This window comes from Saccharopolyspora sp. NPDC049426 (genome assembly GCF_040676935.1).
GTDB lineage: Bacteria > Actinomycetota > Actinomycetes > Mycobacteriales > Pseudonocardiaceae > Saccharopolyspora.
The window spans coordinates 592,658-607,399 of the sequence record NZ_JBFAPZ010000001.1; the positions used below are offsets into that span (position 1 = coordinate 592,658).

Below are 14,742 nucleotides of genomic sequence, written 5' to 3' on the forward strand. Positions count from 1 at the left end.
CCCGGTTGTCGGAATGCTCAGACCAGGGGGCGGCGACAGATGTAGTGCAGGATGGGTGGGAAGTTGCGCCACGTGGTGTGGGTGAGGACCTCGTCGAAGGTCTCGTGCAGCCGCTCGCGGAACCGGCGCGCGTTGCGGGTGCGCTCGGCGGGGAGGTAGGTCAGGGCCGTGAACGCGCCGTTGGGCGTGAGTGCCTTGGCCGCCTGGCCGAGGATGTGGCCCTGGGCGCCGTCGTCCAGAAGCGACCACGGGATGCTGCTGACGACCGCGTCGACCTTGTCGATCCGGTGTTCGGCCAGCACCGACACCAGGTCGCCGGCGTCGCCGTGCACGACCTCCAGCCACGGCTTGTGCTCGCGCAGGTGCGCGACCATGTCGGCGCCGAGCTCGATGCCCAGGTGGCGGGCACCCTCGGGCAGGCGGGCGTGGATGCCGTCGGACAGCGATCCGGTCCCGGGGCCCAGCTCGACCACGACCGGGCTGCCGGTGCTGGGCACGACCTGCGCGACGGTGGCCGCCACGGCGGTCGAGGTGGGTGTGGCGGCGCCCACCATGTGCGGGTTCCGGACCGCGGTGCTGAGGAAGGTCCGGTATTCGGCGAGCTTGCCGGTCAACGCCTGCACCGGACTGCCGGTGGGTTGCTGCTGCGCTGTCACGCTGCTCCTCGGGTGTTTCCGGGGTGGGCGCGCCTCGACACCGGTGTCGAGGTTTCGAGTGTGTGGTCGAAAGTAGTGAGGGCCCGAAGATCGGCGCAAGCCGCCGGTGGCGGCGGATGCGGTGTGAGCAGCCCCGATGTGTGGTGCTCATCGGGCTGCGCGTACGATGGACTATCGGCGCACGAGTGGCGCCGGTTCGTTGTGCCCGGAGTGTCCGTCCGCGCGACTCTGCTCAAGAGTATCCGGATCGGGTGTTCATCGGTATTTCGAATCGGATCCCGCGTGTGTCGGTCATGCGTGCCGGGGCCTCCGGTTCGTGTGGCAGGGGCTTTCGCCCCGCAAACCGTCACCGTCACGAAACGCGGAGGACATGGGCAAGAAGGACGGGGCCATTGAGGTCGAGGGTCGGGTGATCGAGCCGCTTCCCAACGCGATGTTCCGTGTCGAGTTGGAAAACGGCCACAAGGTCCTCGCACACATCAGTGGCAAGATGCGCCAGCACTACATTCGAATCCTCCCCGAGGACCGGGTTGTGGTGGAGCTCTCGCCGTACGACCTCTCCCGTGGGCGCATCGTCTACCGCTACAAGTGACCTCCACGGTGTCCGGGGAGACCTGGACACGCGTCCAACAGGAGAGCACGACCGTGAAGGTCCAGCCGAGTGTGAAGCGCATCTGCGACAAGTGCCAGGTCATCCGTCGTCACGGACGAGTCCTGGTGATCTGCGACAACGCCCGACACAAGCAGCGTCAGGGCTGACCGCAGACCACTGAGGTCGCAGCAAGCGGAAACAGAGAAGAACTCCCACGACCTGTCGGCTCGCGAGTTGAGCCGACTGACCTCCGGACCAGGCCGGGGCTCCGCACATCCGTGCGGGGGCGGCGTGGGAGCAGACCTGGACCGATCTAAGGAGAAGGAGCCGACATGGCACGGCTCGTTGGCGTCGACCTCCCGCGCGAAAAGCGCATGGAGATCGCGCTTACCTACATCTTCGGGATCGGCAAGACCCGGGCCAAGGAGATTCTCTCCGGCACCGGTGTCTCCGCCGACGCGAAGCCGCGTGACCTCGACGACGAGCAGCTGACCAAGCTGCGCGACTTCATCGAGGAGAACTACCGGGTCGAGGGTGACCTCCGCCGCGAGGTCCAGGCCGACATCCGCCGGAAGATCGAGATCGGCTGCTACGAGGGTGTGCGCCACCGTCGTCACCTGCCCCTCAACGGGCAGCGGACGAAGACCAACGCGCGTACCCGCAAGGGGCCGAAGAAGACGGTCGCCGGCAAGAAGAAGGCCGGGAAGAAGTAAGCCTCGCTAGGAGAAAGCTAAAGCTATGCCACCCAAGGCTCGCGCTGGCGCCGTCAAGAAGGTGCGGCGCAAGGAAAAGAAGAACGTTGCCCACGGGCAGGCTCACATCAAGAGCACGTTCAACAACACGATCGTTTCGATCACCGACCCCACCGGTGCGGTGATCAGCTGGGCATCGGCCGGCCACGTCGGGTTCAAGGGCTCTCGCAAGTCCACCCCGTTCGCCGCGCAGATGGCCGCCGAGAACGCGGCCCGCAAGGCCGCCGAGCACGGCATGAAGAAGGTCGACGTCTTCGTCAAGGGTCCGGGTTCGGGCCGGGAGACGGCGATCCGCTCGCTGCAGGCCGCAGGCCTCGAGGTGGGCACCATCCAGGACGTGACCCCGCAGCCGCACAACGGCTGCCGCCCGCCGAAGCGTCGTCGGGTCTGAGCCGCGGGAAAGGAGTAAGGATCACCAATGGCTCGTTACACCGGTCCCGCGACCCGCAAGTCCCGTCGTCTCAAGGTTGACCTTGTCGGCGGAGACCAGGCATTCGAGCGTCGCCCGTACCCGCCGGGGCAGCACGGTCGCGCGCGCATCAAGGAAACCGAGTACCTGCTGCAGCTCCAGGAGAAGCAGAAGGCCCGGTTCACCTACGGCGTGCTCGAGCGTCAGTTCCGCGCGTACTACGAGGAAGCCAACCGCCGCCCGGGCAAGACGGGTGAGAACCTCCTGCAGCTGCTGGAGAGCCGGCTGGACAACGTCGTGTACCGCGCTGGTCTGGCTCGCACCCGCCGCATGGCGCGTCAGCTCGTCAGCCACGGTCACTTCCTGGTCAACGGCAAGAAGGTGAACGTCCCCAGCTTCCAGGTCTCGAAGTGGGACATCATCGACGTCAAGCCGAAGGCCCTGGGCACCACGCCGTTCCTGATCGCCAAGGAAACCCTCGGCGAGCGCCCGGTTCCGGCCTGGCTCCAGGTCGTGCCCTCGAACCTGCGCATCCTGGTGCACCAGCGCCCGGAGCGCGCGCAGATCGACACCCCGGTCACCGAGCAGCTCATCGTCGAGCTCTACTCGAAGTGACGCGTCCCGCCGGCGGCCTTCCACGAGGCGGCCGCCGGCGGTCCGCAACCAGCGGTGGCGGTGCAGGAATCCGTCGCCGGTCCGCGATCCGTCGCGGGCATGCCGTTCCATCGGCGTCAAATAGCGGGCGCCGTGAGGAAAGGAATACGAAGTGCTCATCTCCCAGCGACCCACACTGTCCGAAGAGGCCGTGTCGGAGACCCGTTCCCGGTTCGTCATCGAGCCGCTGGAGCCGGGCTTCGGTTACACCCTGGGCAACTCGCTGCGTCGTACGCTGCTCTCCTCCATCCCGGGGGCGGCGGTCACCAGCCTGCGCATCGACGGTGTGCTGCACGAGTTCACCACGATTCCGGGTGTGAAGGAGGACGTCACCGACGTCATCCTGAACATCAAGGAGCTCGTCGTCTCCTCCGAGGAGGACGAGCCGGTCACCATGTACCTGCGCAAGCAGGGCCCGGGTGAGGTCACCGCCGCGGACATCGTCCCGCCGGCCGGTGTCACCGTGCACAACCCCGAGCTGCACATCGCCACGCTGAACGCGAAGGGCAAGCTGGAGATCGAGCTCGTCGTCGAGCGCGGTCGTGGCTACGTCCCCGCGATGCAGAACAAGCAGACCGGTGCTGAGATCGGCCGGATCCCGGTCGACTCGATCTACTCGCCGGTTCTGAAGGTGACCTACAAGGTCGAGGCCACTCGTGTCGAGCAGCGCACCGACTTCGACAAGCTGATCCTCGACGTCGAGAGCAAGCCGTCCATCACGCCCCGCGATGCGGTGGCGTCGGCCGGACGCACTCTCGTCGAGCTGTTCGGGCTCGCCCGCGAGCTCAACGTCGATGCCGAGGGCATCGAGATCGGCCCGTCGCCGGCGGAGGCCGACACCATCGCGGCCTACGCGATGCCGATCGAGGACCTGGACCTGACGGTTCGCTCTTACAACTGCCTCAAGCGGGAGGGCATCCACACCGTCGGCGAGCTGGTTTCTCGCAGCGAGGCCGACCTGCTGGACATTCGCAACTTCGGTGCGAAGTCCATCGATGAGGTCAAGATGAAGCTGGCCGGTCTGGGCTTGGCCCTCAAGGACAGCCCGCCCGGGTTCGACCCGTCCGCCGCTGCGGCCGAGTACCCCGCGGAGAGCTGGACCGCCGAGGACGAGGTCATCGTCGGCTCGGCGGGTCCCGTCGAGGACAACGGCTACGACGACGGTCAGGACTACGCGGAGACAGAGCAGCTGTAGCTGTGTTGCGCGTCCGGGGTTCACCGGCGCGCCCTCGAGAGGAGCAACCGATGCCCACCCCGACCAAGGGTCCGCGTCTCGGCGGGTCCCCGTCGCACGAGCGGCTCATCCTGGCCAACCTGGCCACCTCGCTGTTCGAGCACGGTCGGATCACCACCACCGAGGCGAAGGCGAAGCGGCTGCGGCCGATCGCCGAGCGGCTCATCACCAAGGCCAAGAAGGGCGACCTGCACAACCGTCGCGAGGTCATGAAGACCATCCGCGACAAGGACGTCGTGCACAAGCTCTTCGCCGAGATCGGCCCGTTCTTCGCCGACCGCAACGGCGGTTACACCCGCATCATCAAGACGATGCCGCGCAAGGGTGACAACGCGAAGATGGCCGTGATCGCGCTGGTGGCGGAGAAGACCGCCACCGCCGAGGCCGAGGCCGCCCGCGGCACCAAGTTCGCCGCTGACGAGCCGAAGGCCGAGGAGCCGAAGGCCGAAGAGACCGTCGAGACCACCGAGTCCGCTGAGGCTCAGGTCGAGACCACTGAGGACACCGCCGCCGAGAAGAAGGACGAGTCCTGATTCTGGCCGGTGATGCTGTGAACGAGCCCGCTGTTCCCGCTGGGGATGGCGGGCTCGTTCGCGTGCGCCTCGACCTGTCCTACGACGGGACGGACTTCAAGGGCTGGGCCAAGCAGCCGGGCCTGCGCACCGTGCAGGGGCTGGTGGAGGACGCGCTCGCCAAGCAGCCCCCGGGCCGCGAGGTGCCCAAGTCCGTCGTGGTCGCCGGCCGCACGGACACCGGTGTGCACGCGACCGGTCAGGTGCTGCACTTCGACGTCGTCCCGCTGGATCCCGAGGCGCCCGGTCGCCTGGCGGTCGATTCGAGCGGGATCCCGGACCTGACGCGCATGGTCCACCGGTGGAACCGGATCCTCCCGCCGGACGTGCGGGTTCTCGGCGCCCAGGTGGTTCCTCCGGAGTTCGACGCCCGCTTCTCGGCGCTGCGGCGCCACTACCGCTACCAGGTCTCAGACGCCCCGTGGGGCGCCGATCCGCTGCGGCGCAAGGACACGCTGGCCTGGAACCGCCCGCTGGATGTGGACGCGCTGAACGAGGCGTCCCGGGAACTCCTGGGCCTCAACGATTTCGCGGCGTACTGCAAGCCCAGGGAAGGGGCGACGACGATCCGCGAGCTCCAGCGCTTCACCTGGAACCGCGTGGAGGACAACCTCATCGTCGCCGACGTCTCGGCCGACGCCTTCTGCCACTCCATGGTCCGCAGCCTCGTCGGCACCCTCCTGATGACCGGTGACGGCCGACGCGCGGAGTCCCACCCGGCGGACCTCCTGGCGGCGCAGACCCGCACCACGGCGGTGGCCCCGCCGCACGGCCTCACCCTCCGCGCGATCGACTACCCCGCGAACGAGGACCTGGCGGCCAGGAAGAACCAGACCCGGGCCACCCGCACCCTCTCCTGACGCGGCGACACCGTTTCGAATTTCGCCCGAAATTCGAATCGCCGCCTCACGGTCCCAGGCCGAGGCCGCTCTTGACCGCGGTGACCACCGGCGGGTAACGGCGGCGGTCGAAGCCGGAAGCAGCGAGGTCCATGAAGCACAGAGTGACCGCGAAACCCGGGCTCTAGCACTAAGAAGACCAACATCCGTGGACAGCATCGCGACCTGTGGATAACTCAAAGCAGCCGTCTGGGTGGCCGTTTCGAATTTCGCGCGAAATTTGAACGCCGCGCGCACGACTCGAATTTCGCGCGAAATTCGAATCCCACGTCGGGGACGTCACCCGGTGTGGGCGGCTTGAGGTGGAGAAAGGAGGAGCCCCCGGGGCCTGGGTTGAGTAGGGCCCGGGGGCTCCTTGGAGCGGGTTTCCGGGGCGAGCGGTGCGCGACCCGGAGTTGTGCAGGTCAGTCGCCTCGGCGGATGGGGCCGAGGATCTCCTTCTCCTTCTGGTTCGTCACCAGGCGGATCATCGTCCAGGTCATGTTGCCCAGCGCGATGAGCTGGTCGTCCTGGAGCTGCGTGAGCGGCTGCACCTGGTGGTTGCGCAGGCTCCAGATGCGCTGCGCGAGCTGGGCCTGGTTGAGCGGCAGGCGCTGCAGCAGGACCAGGTCCGCGGTGTTGGCCGCCGTGCCGCTGCTGACCTGCGGGTGCAGGTACGGCAGCACGTACATGGTCGTCTGCCACGGCGCGCGCGGCGGGAACAGCTCCTGCGGAACGGCGCCGCCGTCGTGGATGACCAGCAGCGGGGTGTCCTCGGAGGACCGCGGCAGGTCGAACGGGGCGAGCCGGCGGATCTGCACCAGCGGAACGGGCTTGCCGTCCGGGGTTTCACCGGCGGCGCGTTCCAGCATCTTCCACGCGGCGGGACGGCCGGTCGCGACGATCACCCACGCACCGGTCGCCATGGCCCGCAGCGCGAGCTGGCGGGCCAGGTAGAGACCGCCGACGGTGACCATGCGGGTCGGCAGCGAGCGCAGGATCGACGCCGCCTGGGCCTCGCCCTGCGGGTCGGATCCGATGATCACGCCACCGCGGTCGCCGGACGGGCTGATCGCGTCCAGGGTCTCCGGTGTGACGAGGAACTCCGGTGCGACGCCCTGGCTTCCCGGAACGTCGATCGTCCTGCTTCGGCTCATGCCGCACCTCCGAGCGGCAGCGTCGCTGCGTAACCGGCCAGCTGCGAACCGCGCAGCGGCGTGAGGGTCAACCCGAGTCGGTTGCTGATGGCCTTCAACCGCGCGTCGGCGGTGTCCAGCTCGGCGGGCGTGCGGGCCGAGACCCGCACCAGACCGCGCAGACCGACCTCGTTCTCCTCACCGACCGGCGAGACCGACAGGGCGATGCTGGTGGACAGCGCCCGGATGCCGGTGAGCGCGTTGAGGCTGTCGTTCATCTGGTTCGGCCACGATGTGATGGCGTAGCTGGAGTGGCCGACGCCACCGGCGGTGACGCCGTCCCAGCGCTCCTTGAGGCCCACCGGCCGCTGCGAACCGAGCACGCTGTGCAGTTCGGCGGACGAGATGCCCGCCTGCAGCAGCTCGTCCGGGTCCAGCGGGCGGGCCGGAATTCCGCGCTGCTCCAAGGAGGAGCGCACGCGGGACAGGGCGCCGATCAGCGCGCGCTGGGCGCCGAGGACGCCGCCGCCGCGCTCACCGATGGCCTTGGCGCACCGCTGCGGGTCGAGCCGCACGGCGATCCAGGTGGTCCGGCGGGCCGCGGCGGGAAGCCGGCCCAGCACCTCCAGGTAGGAGTTCAGCGCCGGGGAGTTCGACGGCAGGGCCGCGCTTCCCGGGTAGCAGTGCCAGATGACCTGGATCGCGTCGAGCACCACGCCGCGGTCCTCGAGGCACGGCACGAGAACGCCCAGCGGCAGGTTCGGCGCGTTGTCCACGGGGTTGAGCAGCGAGGGGGTCGGCTCGACCATCAGCACCGCGGTCCACTTGCCGTTGTGCCAGGACATTCCGACCGGGTTCCGGTCGTGGTCCTGGGTGCGGGCGATCACGAGGTCTTCGACGACCAAGCGCAGCAGGGCCACCCGGTGGTTCTCGTCCGGGCCGATGATGCCGTCGCCGTCCTTGTCCTCAGCGGGTTCGGCGACGTCGACGTTCGCCGGCTGGGAGGCGCGGGTGTGGTTGCGGCCGCGGTACTCGAGCACCAGCCCGAACCACTGCGTGAACCAGCGGCCACGACGGCGAAGCAGCGCGATGATCAGGGCCAGCAAGGCGATTCCGCCCGCGATGGACCACATGACCGGGTCTCGCGGGTTGATCAAGAAGACGCCGGCGCCGATCCCCAGGCCGACTTCGATGAGCACGATGTTGGCCGCCGGGATCCCGGCGAGCGTCACGCCGTTGATCCGCCGACGGCGCGCGCGAATCCGGGCGCGGGTCGGGTTGACGGCCCCGGGAGCCTTCGGCTGGGCCGGATGTTGTGTGGGCACGGACATCCGTTCGGTCTCTCCCCCTCGCAGGTAGGTGCGGCGGACGCGTTCGTCGGAGTTGAGCCGCGTGCAGAGAATACTGACGGAGTCCGCCGAACCGCACCCATTCGGTATATCTCAGCGACTATCCTGCGAAACCGTACCTCGGACGGGAGAGCTGTAGGCGAAGAATGGCATCAACACCCACAACGAAGTCACAGGTTCAGGCCTATCGGTTCGTGCTTCGCCGCATGGAGTCGGCGCTGGTGCGGAAAGACGCGGTGATGCTCCACGATCCGATGGGCTCGCACAAGCGGGCCACGGTCGCTGGTGCGGTGCTGGCGGCCGTCGGCGTAATCGGGTTCCTCGTCTGGGGCCTGTTCGGCGGCAAGGGCACGGTTCCCGAAGCAGGGAACATCGTCGTAGCGAAGGAGAGCGGCAGCGTTTTCGTCGTCACCTCTGACGACAAGGCGCAGAAGCGGCTGGTCCCGATGCTCAACATGGCGTCGGCGAAGCTCCTGGTGATGCAGCAGGGCGGCAAGCAGGGCAGCGCGGCGGTGCCGACGACCACGGTCAAGGAAGCGGCGCTGGCGGACTTCCCGCGCGGCCCGGTGACCGGCATGGTCAACGCTCCGACCTACGTGCCGAGCGCGGACAACCCGGCGGAACCGTCGTGGGCGATCTGCGACATCGGCCAGGTGCAGGGGAATCTGAGCTCCTCGCGCGTGGAAGCCGCCACGAAGGTCGAGACGACGGTCATCGGAGGTGACGGCAACCACGGCACCGAGCTGGACCCGAAGCAGTCGCTGTTCGTCAAGGACCAGAGCTCGGGCGAGGAGTACCTCGTCTACCGGGCCCATCGGGAGAACGAGCCCAACACGCACGCGGTGAAGTCGAAGATCGCCAAGAGCGAGACCGTCGTCCGCGACGTCTTCGGTCTCAACGGCGTGACGCCGCGCACGATCAGCACCAACACGCTCAACGCCATCCCGAGCGTCCCGGAGCTGTCGGTTCCGGAGATCGAAGGTGAGGGGCAGCCCGCCTCGTACCTGACCCGCTACAAGGTCGGTGACGTGGTCAAGCGCAGCGTTCCCGGTGAGCGGGAGCAGTTCTTCGTCCTGCTGCAGGACGGCAAGCAGGAGCTGAGCGCCGAAGGTGCGGCCGCCGTGCTGCACGCGGGCAAGGTCTCCAGCCGGGACATCCCGAACGTCACCGGTGCCATCACCGACGCCAAGCAGACGGAGAACCCGCTCAACCTCGACTACTTCCCGGTGTCGGTGCCGAAGCCGGTTTCCTTCCAGCAGGCCGACACGTCCTGCCTGAGCTGGAAGAACATCGGCGGTTCGCAGGTGATCACGATCACGCTGAACAAGGGCACCCCGGAGACCAAGCCGGCGGTGAAGCTGGCCCAGTTCGACGGTTCGGGCCCGCAGGTCGACTACTACTACGGCGCGGCGGGCAAGGCGGCCGTCGTGCGCGGCACGTCCAACGAGGCCGGTGCCGAGAGCGGCCCGATCTTCCTGGTCTCCGATCAGGGCGTGCAGTACGGCGTCAAGGACCTCGCCACCGCGCAGGGTCTGGGCATCGCCAAGAGCGCCGGTGACATCAAGGCGGGCCCGTCGTGGCTGATGCGGAGCCTTCCGCGCGGCGACTTCCTCGACCCGGCCGCCGCGAGCGTCACCTACGACTCGGTCCCGGTCATGCCGGGCGGCGTGAACCGCCCCGCCCCGAAGCCGCAGGCCGGAGGAGCCGCCGGAGGCTGATTCGCGCGGGTGAGGTGGGGAGTTCCAGCGGAAACCTCTCACCTCCCCCGGGAACCGAACCGCCGGTTTCGAACGTCCGAGGGAACGAGCAAACCGCCCGCAGCCACGGTGAGCTGCGGGCGGTTTGTCTTGGAAGCGAGTCCGATCTTGGAGGTGGGCGGATGTCGGGGATCAGGATCGACATCGAGTGGCTGTCGACCCACGCGCGGCAGGTGAAGGAGGCCGGTGAGGACATCACCACCGGTCGGGCGAAGCTGGCGGAGGCGGAGCTCACCGGTGCGTCCTTCGGCGAGATCGGCCGGAAATCCGGTGCGCCCGAGGCGTACCAGCAGCTGTGCGAGCAGCTGCTCGACCGGCACCGCAAGGCCGCCGAGACGCTGACCGGCGCGGGCGACGAGCTGCGCGCGGTGGTCGACCACCACTCCGTCGGCGACGACGACAGCGCTGTTGGCCTGCGCAGACAGGAGGCGTGACGATGTCGACCGAGCACCAGCACTACCTCGCGGGCATCGCCGAGGAGCTCGACGTCCCGTACTTCTCGCCCACGGCCGTCGACGAACTCGTCGGCAGGCCGGAGGACTTCCGCGCGGCGGCACAGGTGTGGCGCGAGGCCGCCGCGGTCGTCGAGCAGTCCTCCGGTGACGTGGACGGCAAGCTGGGCGGGATCGACACGGCGTGGCAGGGCGCGGACGCGGAGGCGTTCGTCGCGCACGTCCGCGACGCCGGGCTGGCGGGCAAGGACCTCGCCGATGCGATGACGGGACTCGCCGATGCCCTGGACCACACCGCGGAGGGCGTCGGTGCGCAGGAACGACGCCTGAACGAGCTGGTCGCCAGGACCGCCGACGACGTCAGGGCGGCCATGACCGCTGCCGACGCCGAGCGTGCCCGCAAGCACCTGGCGGACCTCGCCGAACCCGCCCGCGAGCTCCTGGAGTCCATCGCGGACTACTACATGGCCTTCACCCGGCTCTGCGACGACATGGCCGGAGTCGCGACCCGCGAACCCGGCCGCTGGGAGGCCCAGGCCCCGGCCGCGGTCTCCGCTGGAACTCCGGCCACCCCGGGGGTTTCCGAGGTCGCGTGGACGGCGGATCCCACCGGGACCACGTCGCCCTCCGGAACCGCTGCGGCGTCGGCGGAGTCCGAAGAGGACCAGTCCGGTACCGGTGCCGCTGCGGGCGGAATCGCCGCGGGCGCTGCCGTGGGAGCGGCAGGCGTCGGCATGGGCATGATGCCGATGGGCATGATGGGCGGGATGATGGGGCAGCGAGGTGGCGGCAACCAGGAGCGCCAGAACTCCTCTCGTCTCAAGTCCAACCCGGACGAGCTCTTCGGTGCCCAACCGGAGGTGCCCCCGGCGGTTTTCGGCGAGCCGGCGAAGTCCCAGCAGCCCCAGGCGGATCAGAATCCCCAGGAGCCGCAGGCGGCCCCGGGGAAACTGGACCTGCCCTCGACCCTGCAACCGGCACCGCCGAAGCTCTCGATCGACGAGGTCCTGGCTCCCAAGGCGGACTCCAAGCCGAAGCCGGAATCGGGCACCGCGGGCGTCGGAGACGCCCCACCTCCGAAACCCCGAGGCTGATCTCCTCGTCGTCCCCGAGGGCACCGGGCGGTTCTGGTCTGAACTGACCAGGCAAAACGGCTTTGATCACGTCCGGTTCAGACCAAAACCGCCCGCTGCCGCAACATCCCCGCCGAGAAGTGGGGGGTGTTGCGATGTTTGGGCGGGATGTACGTTATGGGGCGCGCAGTGTGGATGTGAGAAAGGGCCGTCTCCCCAGTGGGAGACGGCCCTTTCTCGGTCGTGCGAAGCGGAGGTTCCGCTTCAGCGGTTCTGGCGGGCCCGGGCGCGGACGCTGCGGACCGCGTTGGCGAGGAACGCCGTGAACACGATGCCCGCGATTCCCGCTCCCGCGCCGCCGATGGCGACGATGATGGCCGGGAAGTCCTTCTGCTGCAGGGCATCCGCCGCGAGGCGCGTCTGCTTCTTCGGCGGCGCCTGCTTGCCGTGCTCGGCCGGGACCACGTCCTGCATCGCGGCCGTCGGGTCGATCATGCCGTAGCCGACGATGTCGTTGCGACCGTTGACGCCGCCCGGGTGCAGAGCGGTGGTCTTGATCCGCTCCATGACCTGGGCCGCCGACATCGTGGGGAACTTCTGCTTGATCAGCAGAGCCAGCCCGGACACGTACGGAGCCGCGAAGCTCGTGCCCTGGATCGGGGCCATCTTCCCCTGCTCGCCTTCGGAGATCTGGCTGACCAGTCCGTTCCCGCCGTTGCCGGGGTCGAGCGCGATCAGGTTCTCGCCGGGAGCCGCCACGTCGACCCAGGGACCCGGGACGGTGAACTCCGACGGCGCACCCTGCTGGTTCAGCGAGGCCACGGTGAGCACCTCGTCGTCGAACCACGCGGGCAGCACGGCCGTCGACGGACTGCCGGGCGAGTTCTTCTGGCAGTTCCCGCCGACGTTGCCCGCAGCGGCGACGATCACGATGTCCTGGTTGTAGGCGTTCTTGACGGCGTTGTGCAACATCTGGTTGCCGTAGTCGTCGTACTTGCTCGCCTGCGCGATCGGCTGGCACGAGGACTGCGAGATGTTGATGACCTTCGCGCCTCGCGCGGCCGCGAGGTTGATCGCCTGCGCCATGGTCTCGGTGGTGCCGACCGTGGCGTTGGTCTGGTCGTCGACGAAGAGGTTGGACGTCTGCCGGATCGACAGGATCGTCGAGTCCGGCGCCACACCGACGTAGCCGGTCTCCCCGCTCGGATCGGGATCGGCGGAGATGACGCCGGCCACGATCGTTCCGTGCCCGTCGCAGTCCTGCGTGCCCCGACCGTCCGATGTGATCGACGTGCCGCCGGGCACGACCGCGCCCAGCCTCGGGTGGTTGTTCACCCCGGTGTCGATCACGGCCACCATCTCGTTGGCCCCGGTGTATCCCAGCTCGTGCGCCCGCTCGTAGCCGAGGACCAGCTGGCTCCAGGGCTTCTCGGGGATCGTGCTGCCGGGATTGCCGTTCATGCAGCCCTGCTTCTGCGGGAAGTTCTGCGGCTTGAGCGACGTCCCGGTCTGCTGGCTCGGATCCAGTGGAGGCGGTCCCACCTGCTGCGCGATGGCCGGGGCCATCGGTCCGCTGAGCCCGAGGACGCCCACCGCGGCGCACAGCGCGAGTCCGCGCCGTGCGCCGCGAGAGCGCGGGTGCTTGAAGCCCATGTGCGAGGTCCCTCTTAGAAGTTCAGGTTCAGGTCGCGGATGGCCATGTAGAGGTCCATCGCGGCCAGCGCCAGCGGGAGCACCAGGGCGATCAGGACGGCTTCGAGGATGTCGACCATCCGGCGCTGAACCGGCGAGAACCGGCGGTTCGGGAACACCACGCCGAAGATCACCGCGAGGCCGCCGAGGATCAGCAGCGGCGGGAACACGGCCGCCACGTACACCGGGTTGTCGGCGACCTGCGCCAGCAGTCCGACGGCGATGCCCGCCGAGGCCAGCAGACCGTTGAACAGCAGGGCCAGCGCCTGGCTGCCGTTGGCGTAGTTGCGGCCGCGCAGCAGCAGGACCGCGGCGACGACGACGGCGAACGCCGAGCCCCAGATGGGGTTGGTCGCGGCGGCGACCATGGCGCCGATGGCCGCGACGACACCGCAACCGATGATCAGACCGGTCATGTACTGGTGGGCCAGTCCGGTCTGCCGCTCGATCATCCGGTAGTCGGGGAACCCGGAGTCCTCCTTGAGGTCCTCCGCGCTGCCCGGAACGTGCGGCAGCGGCAGCTTCGACAGCTGGATGGTAATGCGCGGCAGCAGGGAGATCCCGGCCAGCGCAACGGCACCGGCGCCTGCGGCGACGCTGGAGGCGCTGACCTGCGTGAAGATCGTCGCGACTGCGAAGGCGATGGTGCCGAAAGCACCGGCCGTGGCAGCTGCGATGAAGGTCACGATTCCCGCGCCGATCACCATGATCGAGATTGAGGCGAAGATGAACGCCAGCGCGCTGCCCAGCAGCAACCGCGGTTCCAGCGTGTTGCCGGGAACCATGTTGAAGCCGGCCACGAACGCCATCGGCAGACCACCGGCACCGGCGATCACGGTTCCGGTCGTGGAGGCCGCGTAGGCGCGGGTGACCACCGAGCCGATGCCGGTCGCGAAGATCGCGATGACCATCGCCGTCACGGCCGCCGCCAGCTGGAACACGACCGCGGTGGTGCCCTGGATGGTGGTCGGGTGCAGCATCCCGGCGGGACCTGCGAGCCCGAGAGCCGCGGCCGCGGTGAGCAGGCCCAGCGCGCCGGCGGTGTGGCCGACCTTCGCGGAGGTCTCCTTGGTCCACGGCCGGTAGCTGCCCGGTTCCGCCTCCGCGAGCGCGTCGACGACGTCGTCGTAGAGCGGCGGCGGCGGGTCGTCCGACCGGCGGCGCAGTTGCAGGATGTCGCCGTCGACAACTCCCTGCGAGGACAGCGACTGACTCGGATCGAGGGCCGCGCTCTCACCGAGCTTGGCCAACACCCAGCCGCCGTGCCGCGAACCGCCGTCCGGGGTCATCTCGCGGGCCATATCCAGCAGCATCGGCAGCAGGTCCGCCACCGATACGTCTGAAGGCAGCGCCAGGTCGATACGAGTTGTAGGCGCCACCACCGTCACGCGGCTGAACACCGTGGTCCCGGTCGCCACTTGGGCCCCCTACTCCCTGAAGTTGATTGCCTTGCATTCGTTTGTCGAGGGCTCGATCCAACCAAGGCCGGGTTTTCTTGTCGAAACCCACCCGCCCGATCGGAGAGCGCCCCTAGTA

General features: G+C 68.7%; 16 protein-coding genes. 11 read left to right on the forward strand and 5 right to left on the reverse strand.

The window, feature by feature from the left end; genetic code table 11:
- Nucleotides 1-17 precede the first annotated feature (17 nt).
- Nucleotides 18-656, reverse strand: coding sequence for a methyltransferase domain-containing protein (locus AB0J78_RS02900; protein ID WP_363786263.1), 639 nt, complete (start codon nucleotides 654-656; stop codon nucleotides 18-20).
- A 370-nt stretch (nucleotides 657-1,026) separates the two neighbouring features.
- On the opposite strand from AB0J78_RS02900, the gene infA reads away from it, so the two are divergent.
- The 8 genes from infA to truA all read left to right on the forward strand — a co-directional run bounded on the left by infA (nucleotide 1,027) and on the right by truA (nucleotide 5,729).
- Complete coding sequence (gene infA / locus AB0J78_RS02905) at nucleotides 1,027-1,248, forward strand: translation initiation factor IF-1 (RefSeq protein ID WP_009948665.1); 222 nt, start codon at nucleotides 1,027-1,029, stop codon at nucleotides 1,246-1,248.
- 53 nt (nucleotides 1,249-1,301) lie between these two features.
- Nucleotides 1,302-1,415: a 50S ribosomal protein L36 gene (gene rpmJ / locus AB0J78_RS02910; protein ID WP_010315372.1), complete on the forward strand. Its 114-nt coding sequence runs from the start codon at nucleotides 1,302-1,304 to the stop codon at nucleotides 1,413-1,415.
- A gap of 165 nt (nucleotides 1,416-1,580) precedes the next feature.
- Nucleotides 1,581-1,961 (forward strand): 30S ribosomal protein S13, encoded by a 381-nt coding sequence (rpsM, locus tag AB0J78_RS02915; RefSeq protein WP_093414155.1) that lies wholly within the window; start codon nucleotides 1,581-1,583, stop codon nucleotides 1,959-1,961.
- A 25-nt stretch (nucleotides 1,962-1,986) separates the two neighbouring features.
- On the forward strand, nucleotides 1,987-2,391 hold the full coding sequence (rpsK, locus tag AB0J78_RS02920) for a 30S ribosomal protein S11 (protein WP_093414154.1): 405 nt from the start codon (nucleotides 1,987-1,989) through the stop codon (nucleotides 2,389-2,391).
- A 27-nt stretch (nucleotides 2,392-2,418) separates the two neighbouring features.
- Complete coding sequence (gene rpsD, locus AB0J78_RS02925; protein ID WP_132624414.1) at nucleotides 2,419-3,024, forward strand: 30S ribosomal protein S4; 606 nt, start codon at nucleotides 2,419-2,421, stop codon at nucleotides 3,022-3,024.
- 151 nt (nucleotides 3,025-3,175) lie between these two features.
- Complete coding sequence (locus AB0J78_RS02930) at nucleotides 3,176-4,258, forward strand: DNA-directed RNA polymerase subunit alpha (RefSeq protein ID WP_132624416.1); 1,083 nt, start codon at nucleotides 3,176-3,178, stop codon at nucleotides 4,256-4,258.
- Nucleotides 4,259-4,308: 50 nt separating this feature from the next.
- On the forward strand, nucleotides 4,309-4,830 hold the full coding sequence (gene rplQ / locus AB0J78_RS02935) for a 50S ribosomal protein L17 (protein ID WP_210968401.1): 522 nt from the start codon (nucleotides 4,309-4,311) through the stop codon (nucleotides 4,828-4,830).
- Between the two features lie 17 nt (nucleotides 4,831-4,847).
- Nucleotides 4,848-5,729, forward strand: a complete 882-nt coding sequence (truA, locus tag AB0J78_RS02940; protein WP_363786267.1) for a tRNA pseudouridine(38-40) synthase TruA — start codon at nucleotides 4,848-4,850, stop codon at nucleotides 5,727-5,729.
- A 443-nt stretch (nucleotides 5,730-6,172) separates the two neighbouring features.
- On the opposite strand, the gene AB0J78_RS02945 is transcribed toward truA, so the two are convergent.
- Nucleotides 6,173-6,904 carry a hypothetical protein gene (locus AB0J78_RS02945; RefSeq protein ID WP_363786269.1) on the reverse strand — a complete coding sequence of 244 codons (732 nt, stop codon included), beginning with the start codon at nucleotides 6,902-6,904 and terminating at the stop codon, nucleotides 6,173-6,175.
- The gene (gene eccE / locus AB0J78_RS02950; protein ID WP_363786271.1) at nucleotides 6,901-8,214 is read right to left on the reverse strand and encodes a type VII secretion protein EccE; all 1,314 of its coding nucleotides are present in this window, start codon (nucleotides 8,212-8,214) and stop codon (nucleotides 6,901-6,903) included. Before eccE ends, AB0J78_RS02945 begins: the two co-directional genes overlap by 4 nt.
- Nucleotides 8,215-8,378: 164 nt before the next feature.
- On the opposite strand from eccE, the gene eccB reads away from it, so the two are divergent.
- The 3 genes from eccB to AB0J78_RS02965 all read left to right on the forward strand — a co-directional run bounded on the left by eccB (nucleotide 8,379) and on the right by AB0J78_RS02965 (nucleotide 11,535).
- Nucleotides 8,379-9,950: a type VII secretion protein EccB gene (gene eccB / locus AB0J78_RS02955; RefSeq protein ID WP_363786273.1), complete on the forward strand. Its 1,572-nt coding sequence runs from the start codon at nucleotides 8,379-8,381 to the stop codon at nucleotides 9,948-9,950.
- A 161-nt stretch (nucleotides 9,951-10,111) separates the two neighbouring features.
- Entirely contained in the window at nucleotides 10,112-10,423 is a 312-nt protein-coding gene (locus AB0J78_RS02960) for a hypothetical protein (RefSeq protein ID WP_363786275.1), read from the forward strand.
- 2 nt (nucleotides 10,424-10,425) lie between these two features.
- On the forward strand, nucleotides 10,426-11,535 hold the full coding sequence (locus AB0J78_RS02965) for a WXG100 family type VII secretion target (protein ID WP_363786277.1): 1,110 nt from the start codon (nucleotides 10,426-10,428) through the stop codon (nucleotides 11,533-11,535).
- Nucleotides 11,536-11,778: 243 nt separating this feature from the next.
- Here AB0J78_RS02965 and mycP read toward each other — a convergent pair whose 3' ends face one another.
- Nucleotides 11,779-13,167 (reverse strand): type VII secretion-associated serine protease mycosin, encoded by a 1,389-nt coding sequence (gene mycP / locus AB0J78_RS02970; protein ID WP_363786279.1) that lies wholly within the window; start codon nucleotides 13,165-13,167, stop codon nucleotides 11,779-11,781.
- A gap of 14 nt (nucleotides 13,168-13,181) precedes the next feature.
- Nucleotides 13,182-14,624 carry a type VII secretion integral membrane protein EccD gene (gene eccD / locus AB0J78_RS02975; protein WP_363786281.1) on the reverse strand — a complete coding sequence of 481 codons (1,443 nt, stop codon included), beginning with the start codon at nucleotides 14,622-14,624 and terminating at the stop codon, nucleotides 13,182-13,184.
- Between the last annotated feature and the right edge of the window lie 118 nt (nucleotides 14,625-14,742).